The 17,758-nt window shown below is 42.5% G+C and carries 17 protein-coding genes; 4 read left to right on the forward strand and 13 right to left on the reverse strand.

Annotated features, from left to right (window positions below; all coding sequences use genetic code 11):
• Window positions 1–59: 59 nt before the first annotated feature.
• Window positions 60–593 (forward strand): NAD(P)H-dependent oxidoreductase, encoded by a 534-nt coding sequence (locus MKY63_RS06810; RefSeq protein ID WP_076305256.1) that lies wholly within the window; start codon window positions 60–62, stop codon window positions 591–593.
• Window positions 594–666: 73 nt separating this feature from the next.
• On the opposite strand, the gene MKY63_RS06815 is transcribed toward MKY63_RS06810, so the two are convergent.
• Window positions 667–1,833: a DUF4317 domain-containing protein gene (locus tag MKY63_RS06815; protein ID WP_076185135.1), complete on the reverse strand. Its 1,167-nt coding sequence runs from the start codon at window positions 1,831–1,833 to the stop codon at window positions 667–669.
• 205 nt (window positions 1,834–2,038) lie between these two features.
• A complete protein-coding gene (locus MKY63_RS06820; RefSeq protein WP_076305257.1) occupies window positions 2,039–3,571 on the reverse strand; it encodes an MFS transporter in 1,533 nt (510 codons plus the stop codon).
• A gap of 249 nt (window positions 3,572–3,820) precedes the next feature.
• On the opposite strand from MKY63_RS06820, the gene MKY63_RS06825 reads away from it, so the two are divergent.
• A complete protein-coding gene (locus MKY63_RS06825; protein ID WP_076128537.1) occupies window positions 3,821–4,273 on the forward strand; it encodes an Lrp/AsnC family transcriptional regulator in 453 nt (150 codons plus the stop codon).
• A gap of 162 nt (window positions 4,274–4,435) precedes the next feature.
• Here the strand turns inward: MKY63_RS06825 and MKY63_RS06830 are convergent, their stop codons facing one another.
• Window positions 4,436–5,560, reverse strand: coding sequence for an FAD-binding oxidoreductase (locus MKY63_RS06830; protein WP_339812180.1), 1,125 nt, complete (start codon window positions 5,558–5,560; stop codon window positions 4,436–4,438).
• Between the two features lie 169 nt (window positions 5,561–5,729).
• Between MKY63_RS06830 and MKY63_RS06835 the strand changes: the two genes are divergently transcribed.
• Window positions 5,730–6,917, forward strand: a complete 1,188-nt coding sequence (locus tag MKY63_RS06835; protein WP_076185138.1) for an ABC transporter permease — start codon at window positions 5,730–5,732, stop codon at window positions 6,915–6,917.
• Window positions 6,918–6,963: 46 nt separating this feature from the next.
• A complete protein-coding gene (locus MKY63_RS06840) occupies window positions 6,964–7,503 on the forward strand; it encodes a helix-turn-helix transcriptional regulator (protein WP_339812181.1) in 540 nt (179 codons plus the stop codon).
• Between the two features lie 80 nt (window positions 7,504–7,583).
• Here MKY63_RS06840 and MKY63_RS06845 read toward each other — a convergent pair whose 3' ends face one another.
• From MKY63_RS06845 to MKY63_RS06890, 10 genes are all read right to left on the reverse strand, one after another.
• The gene (locus MKY63_RS06845; RefSeq protein WP_162164281.1) at window positions 7,584–8,570 is read right to left on the reverse strand and encodes an iron ABC transporter permease; all 987 of its coding nucleotides are present in this window, start codon (window positions 8,568–8,570) and stop codon (window positions 7,584–7,586) included.
• Entirely contained in the window at window positions 8,570–9,610 is a 1,041-nt protein-coding gene (locus MKY63_RS06850) for an iron ABC transporter permease (protein WP_339812184.1), read from the reverse strand. Before MKY63_RS06850 ends, MKY63_RS06845 begins: the two co-directional genes overlap by 1 nt.
• A gap of 70 nt (window positions 9,611–9,680) precedes the next feature.
• Entirely contained in the window at window positions 9,681–10,502 is an 822-nt protein-coding gene (locus MKY63_RS06855) for an alpha/beta hydrolase-fold protein (RefSeq protein WP_339812186.1), read from the reverse strand.
• Entirely contained in the window at window positions 10,499–11,515 is a 1,017-nt protein-coding gene (locus MKY63_RS06860; protein ID WP_339812188.1) for an ABC transporter substrate-binding protein, read from the reverse strand. Before MKY63_RS06860 ends, MKY63_RS06855 begins: the two co-directional genes overlap by 4 nt.
• 112 nt (window positions 11,516–11,627) lie before the next feature.
• Window positions 11,628–12,740: a helix-turn-helix domain-containing protein gene (locus MKY63_RS06865; RefSeq protein ID WP_339812189.1), complete on the reverse strand. Its 1,113-nt coding sequence runs from the start codon at window positions 12,738–12,740 to the stop codon at window positions 11,628–11,630.
• Window positions 12,741–12,955: 215 nt separating this feature from the next.
• The gene (locus MKY63_RS06870; protein WP_339812192.1) at window positions 12,956–13,807 is read right to left on the reverse strand and encodes a hypothetical protein; all 852 of its coding nucleotides are present in this window, start codon (window positions 13,805–13,807) and stop codon (window positions 12,956–12,958) included.
• Complete coding sequence (locus tag MKY63_RS06875) at window positions 13,800–14,378, reverse strand: sigma-70 family RNA polymerase sigma factor (protein WP_081383426.1); 579 nt, start codon at window positions 14,376–14,378, stop codon at window positions 13,800–13,802. The genes MKY63_RS06870 and MKY63_RS06875 overlap by 8 nt, the downstream gene beginning before the upstream one ends.
• Before the next feature lie 282 nt (window positions 14,379–14,660).
• Window positions 14,661–15,194, reverse strand: a complete 534-nt coding sequence (gene ssuE / locus MKY63_RS06880) for an NADPH-dependent FMN reductase (protein ID WP_076185145.1) — start codon at window positions 15,192–15,194, stop codon at window positions 14,661–14,663.
• The gene (locus tag MKY63_RS06885; protein WP_248549409.1) at window positions 15,194–16,552 is read right to left on the reverse strand and encodes an LLM class flavin-dependent oxidoreductase; all 1,359 of its coding nucleotides are present in this window, start codon (window positions 16,550–16,552) and stop codon (window positions 15,194–15,196) included. The genes ssuE and MKY63_RS06885 overlap by 1 nt, the downstream gene beginning before the upstream one ends.
• A 138-nt stretch (window positions 16,553–16,690) precedes the next feature.
• Window positions 16,691–17,698: an ABC transporter substrate-binding protein gene (locus tag MKY63_RS06890; RefSeq protein ID WP_248549408.1), complete on the reverse strand. Its 1,008-nt coding sequence runs from the start codon at window positions 17,696–17,698 to the stop codon at window positions 16,691–16,693.
• Between the last annotated feature and the right edge of the window lie 60 nt (window positions 17,699–17,758).

The following is a 17,758-nucleotide window of genomic DNA, read 5'->3' on the forward strand; positions in this document are numbered from 1 at the left end:
AACCTGCAAGATAATAATAATATTCATAAATAATATAGGCCTGAGAATGGAGATTCATCATGAAAACACTAGTGATTTTGGCGCATCCAAACCTTGAGAATTCGAGGGTCAACCAGCGCTGGAAAGAAGAACTGCTGTTATATCCCAACGATATTACCCTTCATGAGATTTATAAAGAGTATCCTGACTGGAATATTGATGTTTCTAGAGAGCAGAATCTAATGGAAACATATGACCATGTGATCTTTCAATTCCCGTTGTATTGGTACAGTTATCCGCCGCTATTAAAAAAATGGTTTGACGATGTGTTGGCTTACGGATGGGCTTATGGATCAAACGGGAACAAGCTTAACGGGAAAAAGTTAGGGCTGGCCCTGTCCATCGGTGATAAAAAAGAAAATTATCAGCCAGAGGGCTCTGTTTCTTTTACCGTAGACGCAGTGATCGCACCCTTTAAAGCCAGTGCCAAACATGTAGGCGCAGAAGCCCTACCGTACTTTGCTGTTTTTGGAGCTTCATTTCAAGCCAGCGATGAAGAAATTAATACTAGCGCAAAAGAATATATCGAATATATCTTTAATCACCGTATTTGATACAAAACAAATTGGGCTATCCTTAGTCTTGTTCAAAGACTTTAAGGATAGCCCATAGCATTGTTGAAGCGGTCTAAAGATTCTCTGTAGTAAGTGTGAAGCCTTCGATCACGGCATCTTCGTCAACCTCAATCAAAATGCAGCGTCTCCCATGATAATTCACTTGCTTCACATATTTTAAATCCTGCGGGCTGACCGAAATCGTAGCTACCTTTGTATCGATCTTAATCGATTTAGTAGTGAATTTCGGCATCACGCTGCTCGCCTTCATCTCATAATGCTTATCGTCAACGATCGTTTCAAACGCCCGTTCCACTTTTTCCATTGTCACGTTCTCTACGCCACTTACCGTCAGTACACGTTCCAGATCTCTATAATCGAGCTTTGGAGGTTCTTCCTTATCGTCGTTGGTTTCGATGACCTGATGGATCTCCTCGTACACCTGTGCGAGAGTGGTTGCATCAAGCTGTTCGCCCGCCACTTCCTTCACGATGTCTTCGAATATAGCTCTCTCTTCCAGGGCCGTCATGGATCTTTCGGCATTCAAGACCTCTCCGACAAAATGCGGATCTGGAAAGTTCGATTTCCCCGTACAATACAGAATGCGGTTCACATCGGAATAATTGTCCGTCACGCTTGGGTAAAAGAAACCTTGCTCCGGTGTGCTTAACTTGACGATCGGATCTACAATGACATTGTACTTGAACTCCCGCTCCACGTAATCAAACAAGAGAGCCTTCCGTTGTTTCTCCGTGGAATTCACGCTGCATAGGATAAAAGGATGCGCGAATAATTCGTTTTTCTCACTTTCCTCGGCTTCATCGTTTCTATCTTTAGTCGGGCGGAAATACTGTCCTCGAACGAAAGTGATCACCGTATCCCGTTCATAATGAGTATCCGCCATCATTCTGTCCACCAACAGTAGCATCAGGTCCTGCCATTCATCTGGATCCCCTGTCACCAAAGCTTGATGAAGCATCACCTGCGCTGGCTCCTCCGCTTCCGCTTGAAACTTCAACTCGAACAATTTCTGATCTAGTTCACCGGTCAGGAGTTTTTTGAAATTGCCCATATACAGCTCCTGCTTCTCTCTGTCCACCATTCCAAATGGCTGGCGCTCCCAATGATAGATCTCGTTGCTTTCCTTCATAATATACACGTTGAGAATATCGTAAATACTCATTAAATCGTGATCCAGCTTAAATTGCTTGCGTATATGCGCGACTTCTTTCTTTATCATGATTCGTTAGACAACTCCTAGGAAGATTAATTGGTCTTTTCAGTATAAAGGATAAAAAAAAGCTTCGCTAGAAGGGGTTTTTAACGTTACTTCATTTCAGTTTTGTTCCAAAGCAATAATACAACGACTTTACGTGATAATACTAGGCGGCTTATTAATCAGTTGAGACTCACGAATCGCTTGTGGGCGCGATAGTCTTCACTCTCTACTTTTGCAACAATGCTCTCTTGGGTCCAAAAATTATAAAACTCATCGCGGCCAACACCCAGACACCAATACCGCCATAGAGCATCACCAAACCAAAGCCGTGTACAAGCGAGGCATGGACGATAGCTCCAGATGCATCCAGTGAGGATAGTTCTGGAAAACCCTGATTGAGAGACGAAGTGTTTCCGGCAGCTGTTTTTTCGGCCAAAGATCGCAATTGTAAAACATCGACAGTCTCAGGAAAAGCTTTCTTCAAATAAGAAAAGATGCCTTCCTGTAAAATGAAGCCCATTACGGCAATGTTGATGGCTAGACTGATTAATCTGGCACTCATGTCTATGCCGGAAGCCATACCTGCACGAGTACTAGGTACCGAGCCGGTAGTCGTGTTGGTGACAGGCGTGTTGGTTAATCCCAGCCCAATACCAGCCAACAGAGAGCCGGGGAGCATAGTCAACCAGCTGGCGTGATCACCGCTGCTGCCATACTTCATCAAAATGAAGCCCAAGCCGATAACGAATAGACCCAATGGGATAACTATGCGCGGTTGGTAGCGGAGCGAAAATCGCTCTGCCAGAGGCGGAATTACCAGGGTGGGCAGTGCATAAGCCAGAACAGACAACCCGGCACTTACGATGTCGTAATCAAGCCCACTCTGGAAATAAATTGGAAGATAGATCATGAATGGCCAAAAACTGAAATTCATCCCGACGGAGCCAAGGAGAGCACCAGAAAAATTACGTATCTTGAATACGGAAAAGTCGAACATTGGATGAGCACTGTGCTTCTCCGCAAATAGAAATACTATGAAACTTATTGCCACTGCAACAAGGATGCTGAGGGATGCTGTACCTCTAAAACCAAGTTCCGACCCTTGTGTGATAAAATAGACCAGGCCAAAAACCGTCAACGAAAGCGTGACGATGCCGATAATGTCCAGCTTTTTTGCCTGTGGATCGCTGGACTCCTCCACGCCGCTGAAGACAAGGATCAAAGTAAAAAGGGTCAGCGGGACATGGACCAGAAAAACCCAATGCCAGTTCAATACAGCCACGATCATACCGCCAATGATAGGTCCAAAACCGAGACCGATACCAAACACGATCCCCCATGTGCTAAAGGCTTTGCTGCGTTCTTCTCCTTTCTGAAACCGATGTGAAAGAATGGCTATCTGGCAAATCTGCATCGCGCCAGCACCCACGCCTTGAAGGAACCGGCTGGCGATCAGAACCGATGTGCTTTGCGCCAAGCCACAAATCAAAGATGTAATACCGAACAAGATAAGGCTGATAATAAAAATACGCCTCCTTCCATACCGGTCAGCCAGCGTTCCAACAGCCATCAGAACTGTCGCACAGGCAATGGTGTAGGCGTTCATAATCCATTGCATATCCTTGAGGCTACCGTGCAGTACCTTTTCCAGGGTAGGCAGTATCACAGGCACACTGGAAATTTCGAGGCCAAACATCAATGCGGACAAACATATAGCAGCTAATGTGATTATATTTTTGCGGGAGTGGGAGAGTCTCATTGGGAGTTTCCTCCAGACTCATCAATACGTGCCTGTAAATCTTCTGTACCTACTTTATTTAAATCAAATTTTCTCAATGGTAGCCATCCTCTCTAACTTTCCAAGTGTAGATCATCATTTTGGTGAGAGTCATATTATATAATGTAAATTATTCATTTTACATATTATAATCAATCAATTATGATGATTTAACAAAGTAATTAAAGGAGTTTTAATGAATTACCTTAAATATAAAGGAGGCTATCCAAAGTGGATCATGTAGACAAACAAATTCTCTTCTATCTTCAAAATCAAGCGAGGATTTCAATGACAGAACTGGGGAAATCCGTAGGTCTGTCTCAACCTGCGGTTACGGAACGAGTTAGAAGAATGGAAGAGAAAGGAATCATTGAGGAATATCGCACCATCATCTCCCCTGAAAAAATCGGGAAAAATACGGCAGCCTATATGTTGTTTCGGACTAGAGACTGCCTGGCATTTCTTGACTTTGTCCATGCCTCTCCCCAAGTTGCCGAGTGCCACCGTATAAGTGGAGAACACAGCTATTTATTAAAAGTAGTGACCGAATCTACACATGCTCTTGAAGAGTTTGGCAATCAATGTGATAAGTATGGAACCTATACGATCCTGATTGTTATGTCTTCACCGATAGATCATAGATTTCTCATTCATTCTCTCGAAGAGGCATCTAAAGTAGACTAATGCCAAGCAGAAGGACAACGAGTTTACAGAGAAGTAGCTTTATTAAGAGCGTCTTACAATAAGCAGGAATAAATGTTTAGTTAAAAAAAACGACATCTCTGTCGTTTTAAGGAATACGTATGGTGGCACTTTAGCGGATCGAATCGCTGACCTCCTTTTTTACTACTCATTTATCGCATGCTCTAATGCATAGTCTTCAAGCTGAATATCTACCTGTTGATTCATGGCCAGCTTGGCTAGTTGCTCACCAAGAAAGGGTCCCATCGTTAATCCGGATGATCCTAGTCCATTAGCAACAATTAGTTTATTCCATCCTTGAACCCTGCCCAACACGGGAAGAAAATCTGCTGTAAATGGACGGAACCCTACTCTTATCTCATTTAGGCTACAATCCGCAAGACCGGAAGCCGTTTGCAGACCTTTATTTAATATTTCTTGCATCCCTCCTGCGGTTACAGCAGTATCATAACCTACGACATCATTTTCGTGAGTAGCACCTACCACGATATTTTGATCCGCAAATGCGAGTATATATTGATCTGTAGGCGGCATTACCACAGGCCATTGCTCTGTACTCGCTTGTTGAGCAAGCTTCAAATGCATAATTTGAGCTTTTTGATAACGCACCTGAAGCATGATCCCAAGCGGATGAAGCAAAGCGTTAGACCAAGCCCCTGCGCACACAATCACTTCATCCGCTGTGAATGTCTGTTCTCCTACACTAACCCCTTTAATTTCATGTTCATCATGTTCTAAAATAGCATCGCCCTCAATCATTTGCGCACCATTACGCTGAGCAGCCCTTAGCAAAGCATCACGTAATTCACGTCCGTTCACTCTTGCTGCGCCGGATACATGAAGCGCATGGTAACCTTCCGACAATAATGGAAACTTCTCTTGCGCTTCAAGATCCGTCAGCATCGTAAGTTCCCCTATTTCAGGGGCGTCCTCTCTGCGCAGCTCCGCTCTTTCTTTCATCGCGAGTAACTTTTTCAAATCCTCATGGATACATATCGCTCCAACTTTTGCGTATCCAGTCTCGGTTTCTCCAGCCTCTTCCAACTCTTGAATAAGTGCCGGATAAAAGCTTGCTCCCGATTTAGCAAGACGATACCATGCTTTGTTTCTGCGTTGAGACAACCATGGACAAATAATCCCTGCTGCTGCATCCGTTGCTTGTCCAACATCCTTACGATCTATAATGATGACCTCAGCACCTAACTTACTTAGCTGATAAGCTGCTGAAGCCCCTAATATGCCTGCACCAATTACAATAACCTTGTTCATATTCGAAGTCCCTTCAGTTATTCATTTTTTTAATCATTCACTACTTACCCATTGTATCTTAAATTTGACATTTATAATGAATTATCGTACTATAAATCTCACTCAGTTAAAAGTACTTTAATTGGAGTACTAAAATAAAAGTGTTATTCAGAAGAAAGAAGGAATACAGTTGAAGTTTTCACAGTTTTTGAAGTCCAAAGGGGCCATTGGTTCTATTTTTATGGGTGTGTTCTATGCCATTGCGATGCTTGGTATTTTCTTACCAGGGTATACAGCACTTCCAGGGAACATGGATGATTTAAAAATTGCTATTGTCAATGATGATGCAGGTCAATATGGGGCTCAGATTTCGAGTCAGTTCTCGGAGAGCTTACCATTCAAAACGATAAAAACCGATGTATCGAATAAAAAAGCGATGGATGAATTAGAACATAATAAGTTAGCTCTAGTTGTCCATATTCCAGAAGAATTTTCCGCCAACGTTCAAAGCGGTAAGGTATCCGCAAGTATTGATTTCACAGTCAACGAAGCTTCTGCCACCATGGTATCTTCAGCCATGTCTTCCGTTGTAGGAGAAATTAACAAACAATTAAGCGCGAACTTCTCAGAGCAAACCGCAAAAGGTGTGTTAATGAACTTTAACGTACCAGAAGAACAAGCCACCGCAATGGCTACACAAATTGAAAATAGCTACGTCGGGAATTATGTTGTCATCAATGATGTTCCGGACGGCATGCACAACAACATGTTACCTATGTTCTTAACTATGGCTGGTTATGTTGGGGCAATGATTGCCTCCATGCAATTAGTTGCTTCTTTTAAAGCGAACCGCGGGAAAGCAAGCAAAACAAAACTGTTTATGTTCGTTCAATTCACAGCTTTATTAATCGCTGTATTATCAACAGTCGTTGCTTTAACCATTGCCTTCTCTGTTGCAGATGTAGACCTATCCTTACTGTTACCAGTTGCTGCTCAACAAATTCTAATGTATATGGCTGCATTTAACGTGTGTGCGATTATGGTCTTCCTAGTTGGCGAAGGCGGTATGGTCTTAAATATTCCAATCCTGCTCATGCAAACCATCGCCAATGGTGCTACCATGCCTCGTGATATGATGTATACACCATACGATTGGTTCGGCCGCATCACCCCGATGTATTATTCTGTGCAAGCTTATTTGGCACAAATGTTTGGTTCCATTAGTCCAGCCCCCTTCTTATGGGGATTAGCAGGCGTATTTGCCGGGGCTATGATGATTAACATTGTAATCGTCCGGTTTGTTCATAAACCTGTACCTGTGACTAAAGAAACTATACTGCCCGTTGAAGTTAAAAATACAGCTGAAATAACCGCCTAGGTTTGGTAAGATAGAGTTTAGCCAACAATTAGGAGTGGGTTCTGTGATGTCAATTCAAATTTATATCTTAAGTAAGTTAATGGATGAAAATAATTATCCTTATAAATTAAAAAAAGAACTATCCACCCCTATTCCTTTTGATAAATTGCTCAATCTATCTGAAAGCAAACTGTATTATCACTTTGAATCTCTTACGAAACAGGGCTTAGTTGAACAGGTAGAGATTATCAAAGAAGAACATCGTCCAGACAAACAGGTGTTTTCCATTACCGATAAAGGGCGCAAGCAGCTCCCGCTCAAAATTTATAAGGTAATAGAAGAGGCAGAATCTATTTCAGATATGATTGTCGCTCTTGTGAATCTTCGTTTTGTAGAGACTGATAAAGTGATCCCGATTATCGAGAAGAAAATTGAACAGTCACTTATAAAAAAAGATCAATTAAATCAAATCTACCAGCAAATAGATGTAGATAGCTCCACTCGTGAAAGTGTAGATTTCATGGAAAGCTACTACGCTTCTCAACTTGAGCAATCTATACACTGGTGGAAAGTTCTTTTAGAAAAGCTGAAAACGAAAACGATATAAAAAAGAATGCCTTGGATTATAGCATAATCAAGGCATTCTTTTTTTATTTCCAGCACCAATCACACAATAGCTTTTTTCAGTTATTCACTTTTAATCAATAAATATAAAAAGTATGGAGCTCCGATTAAAGCCACGATTACTCCTGCTGGTATTTCAGTATTGGCTACTACCATTTTACCAAGCGCATCTGCAATAACAACTAATCCGCCACCGATTAATAAACATGCGGGAATCATTATTTTATGGCCACGAAAGAGTCGTCTAACTAAATGTGGAACTACTAGTCCTACAAATCCAATGCTCCCACTGACAGCAACCGCTGGTGCCGCCAATAATACACTACACACTAAAAACCAAACACGATACTTATTTAGAGATACCCCTAAACTAATGACTACAGGATCGTTAAGCCTTAGTACATCCAATATAAGATGATTCCGAATTAATAAAGGCACAATAAGAAGTAACCAAGGCAGCATAGCATACACGTGACTCCAATTACTATTCCCTATGTTCCCTGCCAGCCACACCTTAATCATCTGATATTGCGAAGGATCTAGTACGAAGGTTAACACAATCATAAATGCACTAATCGCAGCCGCAACAGCAATACCAGTATAAATTAATCGAATGGGAATAATGCCTTGATTGCGATCATAAGAAAGCATAAATAATAGAGCAACAACGATAAATCCGCCCAATAAAGCATACAGTGGCTGAACATAAGTATGTAAGCCGGTTGAGCTATTTTGTAACAGCAAAAATAACATCATGGATAATCCGGCACCAGCATTTATCCCCAATATGCCCGGGTCTGCTAAAGCATTTCGGCTTATGGCTTGCAGCAGCATTCCTGCTATTGCCAACGCGCCACCTACTAGAAAACCCAAGATCATACGTGGAATACGGAACTGAAAAAGTACAAGCTCCTGCCTCGGTGTTCCATTTCCCAATACGGTTTGCCATAACTCTTGTAAGCTTAAGCTGCTTTGACCAGTAGATACACTATATATAAAGCCTAGCAGTAAAATGATTGCTATAATTATAAACTTCCATCTTAGCTTCACTATAGCTCCCGCCTTTCTTTACGAGCCAAATATAGAAAGAACGGAACACCAATAACCGCAATTACAGCACCTACAGGTATTTCATAAGGGGCATTTACGATTCGTGCCACTAAATCAGCAAGCACAACAAGGGTGGCTCCCAGAATTGCGGATAATGGAATAATATAACGATAATCCACACCCACTATGTAACGTACCAAATGCGGAGCAATTAAGCCCACAAAGCTTATAGATCCGGCTAAAGCACATGAAATCCCAGCTAACATAAATGCAGCTAAAAGCGAAAGATTTTTGATAAGTTTTATATTAACGCCTAACCCTTCCGCTGTCTCATCCCCTACAGAAAGTATAGTAATCGACTTTGAAATTACGATGGCAAGTAATAGCGCAAGAAGCATCCAAGGCAACATTTGCTGTAGATGGGCCATGCTAATGCCACTTAAACCTCCTCCATACCAAAAAGCCACCTGCTGAGCCACTGAAAAAAAGATACTTATTCCTTCACTTAGGGCAGTTAGCATAGCAGAGATGGCAGCACCCGCCAATACAAGCCGAATAGGCGTCATGCCTCGTTTACTTAATAAACCAACACTAAAGACTAAACCCGCTCCCAATCCCGCACCTAGAATACAGAGCCAAAGTGTACCTGTGAATGAAATCGTCGGCAGGAAAACCATAGCAATAACTAACGTGACCCCTGCCCCAGCATTTAATCCAAGAATCCCCGAATCGGCTAAAGGATTGCGACTAATCCCTTGAATAATCGCTCCACTTACTGCAAATCCAGCGCCTGTTGCCATAGCGGCAAGTACCCGGGGTAAACGAATCGACTGGATCACCTGATGAGTAGACGCCTTATCATCAAAAGCGATGATCGACATGAATACATCTGCGAAGGGTATTTTTTTCGCGCCAAGGGCCATAGCAAGCACTAATACGCCTATTAATAGGAGGAGCATGAGGATTAGCAATAATAAAAAGGAGAACTTTTTTTCTCCTGCTAGTGATGATTTCTGAACATTTGCGGCCAATGTTTCCAACCCTTTCCCTTCACTTTACAAAAAGAGCCAGCCAAGGGCCAGCTCAGATGCAAACGAATATGATTTCTATCTAACTTAAGTCAGAGGATGTGGTAAGCAAAAATTTGACGGCCCGACTAATCGCACCCGAGATTACGCTCACATGCTCCTCTTGCTCAAGCAATGCCCAGTTTACTTCAAAGCTTGGAAGGTGTAAGGCCATCATGCTGTTACATAAATCCAAGCTATCCTTGACCATATAATCCAGCTCTTCCCCACCGGCAATCATAAGCGTTTTAGGTAACTGACTTAGCGTATTGCTGTGTAAATCAGCTTTAAAATTCTCATACTCCTTTAAAAGTGCGTAATCATTCCACCAGATGGAAGCACTACTTGCAATATAATGTGAGAACAAGGTGGGTTGTGTAAACAACGCATGCAGAACAAATAATCCGCCAAAGGAATGACCAAACAATGCTTGCTTCTGCTTATTGATAACGAACCGCTGGGCAATGGCTGGCATTAACTCTTTTTCAAAAAAAGCTAGCAGCTCATCTGCCCCGCCAAATTCAGGCCAAGGCTCCCCGTTGGGACGTTTCGGTAAATTCGCGAGCTCGGCTGGCATGGTTAAATCATAGGTTCGACGCACGGTATCAAACGCCTCACCCCCAGGATAACCAATGCCAACAACAATCGCGGGTGGATAGCCTTTAGGCTTACGCGTAAGCAATCGGGTGATTTCTGCTGCGGTTTCAAAAAGTCCATTACCGTCAAGAACATAAATGACACCGTAGCCATCTTTTGCAGGCTCATCCAAAGGTTTGGCAATAAAAATTTCATAGTCCTTATTGTTAGCTTTACTCGTGATCAGCATCGTTTCATAGTTTGGTTTTACGTACGGTTTGATAATCATGGCAGCAGGAACGCTACAATATCGTCCATCGTTTTTTGATAAGCAATTAATCCACTGGATCTCCAGTGATCGCCATCCACCTCGAACACTTTACCTGCTTGAACTGCAGGCAGCGCCTTCCATAAAGGACTAGCTTTAATGTCTGCCAGGAAAGCATCTCCCAGACCATCATTATCGTTAATAAAGATATAATCCGCGTCTAAATCAGACAACATTTCCAGCGAAATATCAGCGGACATTTCTCCTTCTACAAGAGCACTTTGAGCAAAGCCTAGCTCACTCAGCACATAACCCCCGTAATGGAAGTTACCCACTAAAAAGATCGCACGGGCATTCGCATTAATATAAATTGCTTTTTTACCGGCAGAAACGCTGGCTAACTGTGCTTTAGTTGCTTCTAGCTTTGTATTGTAAGCAGCAATAGCTTCTGTTGCTTTATCCTCTAAACCTAGCAATTTCGCAATCGTTTCTGTGGCTTCCACTACATTGCCGAGTGCATTCTTAAACACGTAAGTTGGAGCAATTTGCGAGTAGTTTTCATAAACACCATTTTGTGCATAAAAAGCAGTGGGGAATATAATTAATTCCGGCTCCAAATCCACTACAGATTCTGGGGAGGGAACACCATTAGCGAAGCTGATTTCTTGTACGACACTTAACGTATCCTGTAGATACTGCTGTGGTCTTTCACCCGTGGACCATTGGGCTACCGGGGTTACACCAAGGGTAACTAAATAATCCTCTAAACCAGGGGCATACACCTTTTGTACAGTCCCCGGAATGTTTACTGTATTGCCTACTTGATCAGTTACTACAAACGCTTCTCTAGCCGCTACTTCCGTTTCTTGTACAGCTGGTTCATCCGTTGCAGTTGCGCTCGCTTCACTGGTTGTTACTGGAGTATCTGTTGCTTGCTGATTAGCTGTATTATTGCCGCCGCAAGCTGTCAGTAGAATGGATAATAAAGCAACCATTACAACATAACTTATTGTTTTTGTATTAAACCCCTTCATGATAGACCTTCCCTCTTTCCTATATTCTCAATAATAATCATTCTCAGTATTGAGTGTATAAGAGATAGGACGCATTGACCATGTAACATCTTATGATTAGACATGTACATTTTCAAGGTATCATCATTACTGCAACTTCCTCTAGCATCCGCTTTAAAGCTACAGGCGAATATTCAAACCAAGGATCGGAGTGAATAACATAGATTTGTTGCTGCTTAATAGCCTCTAACTGTCTGAACCCAACCTCTCTCTGCAAATGATGCCAAGTTGCTCGTGACTCATCATCGGGGCAAATAATCGTAAACAGCTTATCCACCTTCAATCTACTTAACTCTTCAAAAGTAATCTCTGCATTATATAGACCGGGCTGCTCATAACTAGATTCCGCTCCCAAATCCTGAAACAAAAGATGCTCGATGCCTGTATTGCAATAAGCAAAAATTTGCTGCTGATAGATACGTATAACTAGAATTTTAGGTGGTGTAGAGGTCCAGTCTAACCTGCGCCGAACGTCTTCCAATCTTGCCCTATACTGTGTAATCCACTGTTTCGCTTCTTCTTGTTTATTTAGTCGGGCAGCAAGTTCAGTTAAGGCTACTAAACAATCTTGCTTATCATCCAGCCAATAGATTGGAAAATGATCCTCTATCCGTTTTACCAGCTCTGACGACAAATCTTTGGGAGAAATTAGAAGATCAATTGGCAAATGCAATAGCTCATTGGGGCTGCAATAATTTTTGTTTTGCGTCAAGGTTACCTTATGCTCGATTTCTTGCGCCCACAAATTATAGTAGTACGGTGTCCATTTTGCACTTAAGGGTGCAGCAAACGGAATGACTCCTGTCGCATGTAAATACCCCATCATGTTCCCAGTTACAACACCGATATGAGATTTTTGCTGGCTGGAATACATCGTTGGGGATATCCCTTCGACCTTTTTGAACACTCGGCTAAAATAAAACTCATCACTATATCCAACCGCTTCTGCTATAAACTTCAAGCGAACGTCTTCCTTTTGCAATAATTGTTTAGCCTTTTGAATCCGCAGCTGGGTAACAAACTCCATTGGACTTTGAATATATTCCTGTTTAAACGCCGAGGAAAAATAACTGGAGCTAAGTCCAGAAAGATTAGCTAAATGTGCTAAAGACAGGTGCTTCGTGAAATTCTCTTCTATATATTTTCTAACCTCGCTTAAATCCGTCTTTTGCGATTGTTTTTGCATGCTGTCACCTCTTTACTGCTTATATAAATACACTTAACTCTTTATTCATTCATTAATTGATAATCATTATCAATTATACTTTTGTTTTTGGGGGGTGGCAATGGTTGGGAACGTTCTATAAAAGTGTGCTCAAAAAAGAAGACGCTCAGGGGACTAATCCCCTCGCGTCTTCTGTCTGTAACTATAGGCTGCTGCTGCTGCCCAGAGTAAGTCTTTTATTTTGAATCTACAGCCGGAGCCGGAGCTGCAACCGCTGCTCCATTCTTTTGCAAGTTCTCCTTCACTTGACCTTGCTCTAAAGGCTGAACAGGCGCACCAATGTTAAAGCTATCAATGATTTTCCCTAGTGTAGCTTGGTCAAAGTCTACTTGGGAATACAACTCTACTGTATAGCCATCCTGTTCCCATATCACAATTCCATTTGCATAATAAACCTTAGTCCCGTTGATTACTTCTGTCTTCACTTCTTCCGTAGTGCTGATCCCATTGTCCCCGCCCTTGGAGATTAGAAAATTCACAGCATTCTCTCCAGAATTATACTGCACTTCAATCATGCTGGTCCCCTGAAGAACACAATTCACAAACTCATAATCTCCCATCCAATCGGGTGCCGGGAAGTTCATGCCAAGTGCTGCACGTGCTTCATCCAGATTCAACTTAGCTGCAACCGGCAATTCAATGACCGCATTCTCCCCGCCTTGGGCATCTTCAGATGGAGTCATTGACTGTGCAGCCGATGGGATTTCCTTATCGTATTGTGTGATTTCGAGATTTCCCACTTCAAACTTTGCCATGATCGACTGGAACATATCCTGTGCGTAGGAGGTTGCAGAGAATGCTCCACCCAGACAAATTACTGCACTGCCAATCACTATTGCATTTCTCCAGCTGCTTTTTTTCATCGTTATCCCGTCCTTTATCTCTGATTGGGGGTTAAGTGCCCCATGGTCCAATTTGTATATCAAGCGGTTATAGATTCTTTCTTTGGCGGTAGTGCTGCCCTGTTCGGCATTCTCAAGCAGTTCTATGGTTTTGCTGAATTTGGTGAGATCATCTTTCTTATTCATTTTTGAACCCTCCTGCCTTTAAGGAAATATGCAGTTTTTTCAAGCTTCTATATACTACGACACCGATATTGGACTCACTAACTCCCATGATCTGTGCAATTTCGGAATTTTTCAGCCCAGCCCCATATTTCATTGCAATGATATTTCGTTCCTTCTCACGCAGCTTGGAGAGCGCCTTGAACAGTGCTTGATTATTATCCTCACGGATCGCCAGCTCCTCAGGAGACGGCTTGGGAAATATAAGCTCCAGCAACGAATCCAGTGAGGTATAGCTTCTCTTCTTCTGCGCCCGAAAGTAATCCGTCACAGCATTTCTTACAATGGCAAACAGCCACACCTCAAAATTCGATTTTTCTTGTGAAAAACTATAATACTTACACATCACAGTCTCAAACACCTGACTGCATATGTCCTCTGCCGCGTGGTGGTTATTAATCCGATAACAGATATATTTGTAAACACGTTGGTAGTACGTATCATACATCCGGGTAAATTCCTCTTTGGACATGATAGCTTCACGTGATCTTTCGGTATTCATGTAACGCTCCACTTTACCCTGGATAACCTCCATCTCCACCCTCCTTCCACTCACCTTCATCGAAAAGCTAAACAAATTGCGCAATTTGTTGTGAAGAAACTTACATATGTTAATACGGAGAAACGCCCAAACCATTAACAAATCTTTTGATGTAATCGTGGAATGGCAAGAAACCATCATACAACTTATAGTTCACCAAATGGAGACTAGGGACCTTTTTCAACGTTGGTTCATGAGATTAACAATCACAACACAAAAAACGCAACCCCGAAAGGCTGCGTTAATGTTAACCCCTAACTTCCTGTTCTCCCTAGTCTAATTAGTTATTTTTGCAGGTGCAAGCTTTAGTAATTCCACGGTTAGCCGCTGCTCCGCTTCCTCATCAATACGATACCCATCAGCTTCTAAACGTTCAATTTGCCGATCCAAGAAATAAACCGTATTTAAAATCTCAGTAGCACCCAGTACAGATAAGACGGGTTTTAATGCATATTCAATCGCTAGAAGATGGCCTAACGAACCCCCAATAGCAATAGGTACAATTCGCTTACCAACCAGCGCTTTTTGCGGAAGGAGATCTAAATAGGTCTTCAAGATTCCCGTATAGGAGGCTTTATAGATAGGCGTTAATACGGCGACAATATCCGCTTCTTCCACTAGCGCATTGGCCCGCAGAATCGCCTCACTGGCGAAATTGGCCGTAAGCAAATCGTCCGCTGGTAACTCATGTACATAGATCGAATGATGCCAAATCCCCTCTTGCGTTAGAAATCTTTCAACCTGCTGATGAATAGCTGTTAATCGAGATTTTCTAGTATTTCCTCCATTAATAATGACTGCTTTGCTCATTACACATTCCCTCCTGTGCTCGCACCGGTTAGTGCTTTTTCAAGTGTTGTTACAACAGGTACAGATAGCCCTAAATTTCCTCGAAGCGTATAACTCTCATATTCAGTACGGAATAAGCCTCTACGCTGTAATTCAGGAATCACTAATTCAACAATATCGTTAAAGCCCTCCGGGAAATGGGGAGGCATCACATTAAATCCATCTGCACCATCGTTTAAGAACCATTCTTCTAATTGATCTACGATTTGTTCAGGGGTTCCAACGATTTCCCGGTGTCCGCGTGCTCCAGCGATACGCTCATAGATTGCACGAATAGATTGCAGATTCTCACGTTTGGCGATATCACGAATAATGTTGTAGCGGATCCGCGGATTGGTGTCATCTTCAATTGAACTGAATTCCGGAAGTGGTTCTTCGACATCATACCCTGACAGATCAATGTTAGTGAAAGACGACAAATACGATAGTCCTACTTCAGGTAAAATATAGCTGTTTAATTGCTGCTGCTTCAGCAAAGCTTCTTCCTCTGTTTTCGCTACAGTAATAAACACACCCGGCATAATCTTCAAGTCCTCCGGTTTACGTCCATATTTAGCCAACCGCCCTTTCACATCACGATAAAAGGTTTGCGCTTCTTCAAGCGTCTGCCATGCTGTAAAAATAACCTCTGCGGTCTTCGCGGCTAACTCTTTTCCAGATTCAGACGATCCGGCCTGAACAATCACGGGATGCCCTTGTGGTGTGGTTGATGAATCCAGTGAACCCTGTACCTTAAACCAAGCTCCCTGATGATCAACAGGATGTACCTTTTCTACATCTAAATACCGACCTTGCTCCTTGTCGATAACAAGCGCCTCAGACTCAATAGACAACCAGAGCTGTTTGACAACCTCCACAAATTCCTCAGCACGTTCATAGCGGGACGCATGCTGCAAATGTTTATCTTTACCAAACAGGAGAGCTTCACCCTCATTGGCTGATGTTACTACATTCCAGGCGGCACGCCCCTTGGACAAATGATCAATCGCTGCGAATTTACGCGCTACATGGTATGGATCGTTATAGGTAGTAGTCAACGTGGCCGTTAGCCCGATATTCTTAGTCACTGCTGCAAGTGCGGAGATAATAATAACGGGATCTAGCTTTAATGATGATTGTGCATTTCCGGACAGCTTTTGACCTAATACATCTGCAAAAAATATCATATCGAACTTGCCGCGCTCAGCCGTTTGTGCAATCTCCGTTAAATACTCCAAATCAAATGCCCGACTTGCCCCTGAAGCAGGATGACGCCAGCTTGCTACATGATGACCAGGTAGATTAATGAATGCCCCTAATTTCATTTGTTTTTTTGTCATGTTAACCACTCCCTATTGTTTGATTTTCTATTAAGGAAATCCGTACACAAAGGCGGATGCTCACGCTCCTACAGTTCCAAACTTCCCCTCTGCCACTCTCCCTTTTTAGATTGTTTTAGATTCAACTCATATATAAAATTATTTAACAAAAGGATTAAATTCGTTCGTATATAACTCTTCCGGTTTCACTTGGCCTTCCTTTAGCTCCCCATTTGCCACAAGCCAATCAATCCAGACATCGTATTCCGAGGGTGTGATCACACCGCCTTTTTCAGAGATGCCCGTACTCTTCCAAAACTTAAGATTATCTGTGGTTTCCTTGCGTTCACGCTTATTAATAATTTCCTCGAATCGTTTAATTACTTCCTCCCTAGGTGTCGTTCGGGCCCATTCAATGGCTTTTGCAACTCCATCTACAAATTGCCTGACGGTATTCGGATTCTCCTTGATATACTGATCTGTAAAGAAATAATCACCCGCAGTAAACTCTGTGCCAAACACATCAATATCCTTAAAAATTTCTGCGACCCCACCTGTTGTTAAAGCCCGATCCCGGGCAATCCCGCTTAACATAACCACATCGATCTGATGATTTCGCAGAATCTGTTCTGCACTAGAACTTGGAACTGTCACTAAGGTTACTTGTTCAATTTCCTTTTCGGTCAAGTTGCCTTGGCGTAAATAATCTTTAATGACGAATTCCGAATGGGCACCGAGAATATTCACCCCTACTTTTTTACCAATAAAATCTTTAGCCGACTTTATAGCTCCCCCCTCGAGGGCATATGCACCTACATACGTATTTTTATCACTGCCGTAGGAGCCAATGACGGACTTTATTTTTACATTCTTGGCGTAGGATTTAATAATGGCTCCATTGAATGCTGCACCAAAGTCAATTTGTTTCGTCGCGGTTAATTGAATACTTTCCGGACCACCCACGCTGTCACCTATAGACTCTAACTTCAAATCTCCTAGGTAACCTAAATCGGCGGCCAGCTCTGGGAAAGACACACTTCCAGGTGCAGACTGATATTGCAGGATCTGATCTTCTCCACTTTTGGCGGAGGACTTCCCCTCTGAGCAGCCAGATAAAATACCACTAACCAAGCCTACAAGTATAAGCAGTGCTACTGTTTTGTTCATCTCGCTTCTCCTTTTCCAAATGAATTGTATTTTTCTGAGCTACAGTTCCAAACTTCCCTC

It is taken from the genome of Paenibacillus sp. FSL R7-0189, assembly GCF_037969925.1.
Classification (GTDB): Bacteria; Bacillota; Bacilli; order Paenibacillales; family Paenibacillaceae; genus Paenibacillus_AQ; species Paenibacillus_AQ odorifer.

Excerpts from the sequence above, each read along its gene's own strand:
- MKY63_RS06860 (WP_339812188.1), bottom strand. The coding sequence starts at position 11,515 with ATGAAGGGGTTTAATACAAAAACAATAAGTTATGTTGTAATGGTTGCT.
- MKY63_RS06890 (WP_248549408.1), bottom strand. The coding sequence starts at position 17,698 with ATGAACAAAACAGTAGCACTGCTTATACTTGTAGGCTTGGTTAGTGGT.
- ssuE (WP_076185145.1), bottom strand. The coding sequence starts at position 15,194 with ATGAGCAAAGCAGTCATTATTAATGGAGGAAATACTAGAAAATCTCGA.
- MKY63_RS06855 (WP_339812186.1), bottom strand. The coding sequence starts at position 10,502 with ATGATTATCAAACCGTACGTAAAACCAAACTATGAAACGATGCTGATC.
- MKY63_RS06870 (WP_339812192.1), bottom strand. The coding sequence starts at position 13,807 with ATGAATAAGAAAGATGATCTCACCAAATTCAGCAAAACCATAGAACTG.
- MKY63_RS06830 (WP_339812180.1), bottom strand. The coding sequence starts at position 5,560 with ATGAACAAGGTTATTGTAATTGGTGCAGGCATATTAGGGGCTTCAGCA.
- MKY63_RS06875 (WP_081383426.1), bottom strand. The coding sequence starts at position 14,378 with ATGGAGGTTATCCAGGGTAAAGTGGAGCGTTACATGAATACCGAAAGA.
- MKY63_RS06865 (WP_339812189.1), bottom strand. The coding sequence starts at position 12,740 with ATGCAAAAACAATCGCAAAAGACGGATTTAAGCGAGGTTAGAAAATAT.
- MKY63_RS06815 (WP_076185135.1), bottom strand. The coding sequence starts at position 1,833 with ATGATAAAGAAAGAAGTCGCGCATATACGCAAGCAATTTAAGCTGGAT.
- MKY63_RS06820 (WP_076305257.1), bottom strand. The coding sequence starts at position 3,571 with ATGAGACTCTCCCACTCCCGCAAAAATATAATCACATTAGCTGCTATA.
- MKY63_RS06885 (WP_248549409.1), bottom strand. The coding sequence starts at position 16,552 with ATGACAAAAAAACAAATGAAATTAGGGGCATTCATTAATCTACCTGGT.
- MKY63_RS06810 (WP_076305256.1), top strand. The coding sequence starts at position 60 with ATGAAAACACTAGTGATTTTGGCGCATCCAAACCTTGAGAATTCGAGG.
- MKY63_RS06840 (WP_339812181.1), top strand. The coding sequence starts at position 6,964 with ATGTCAATTCAAATTTATATCTTAAGTAAGTTAATGGATGAAAATAAT.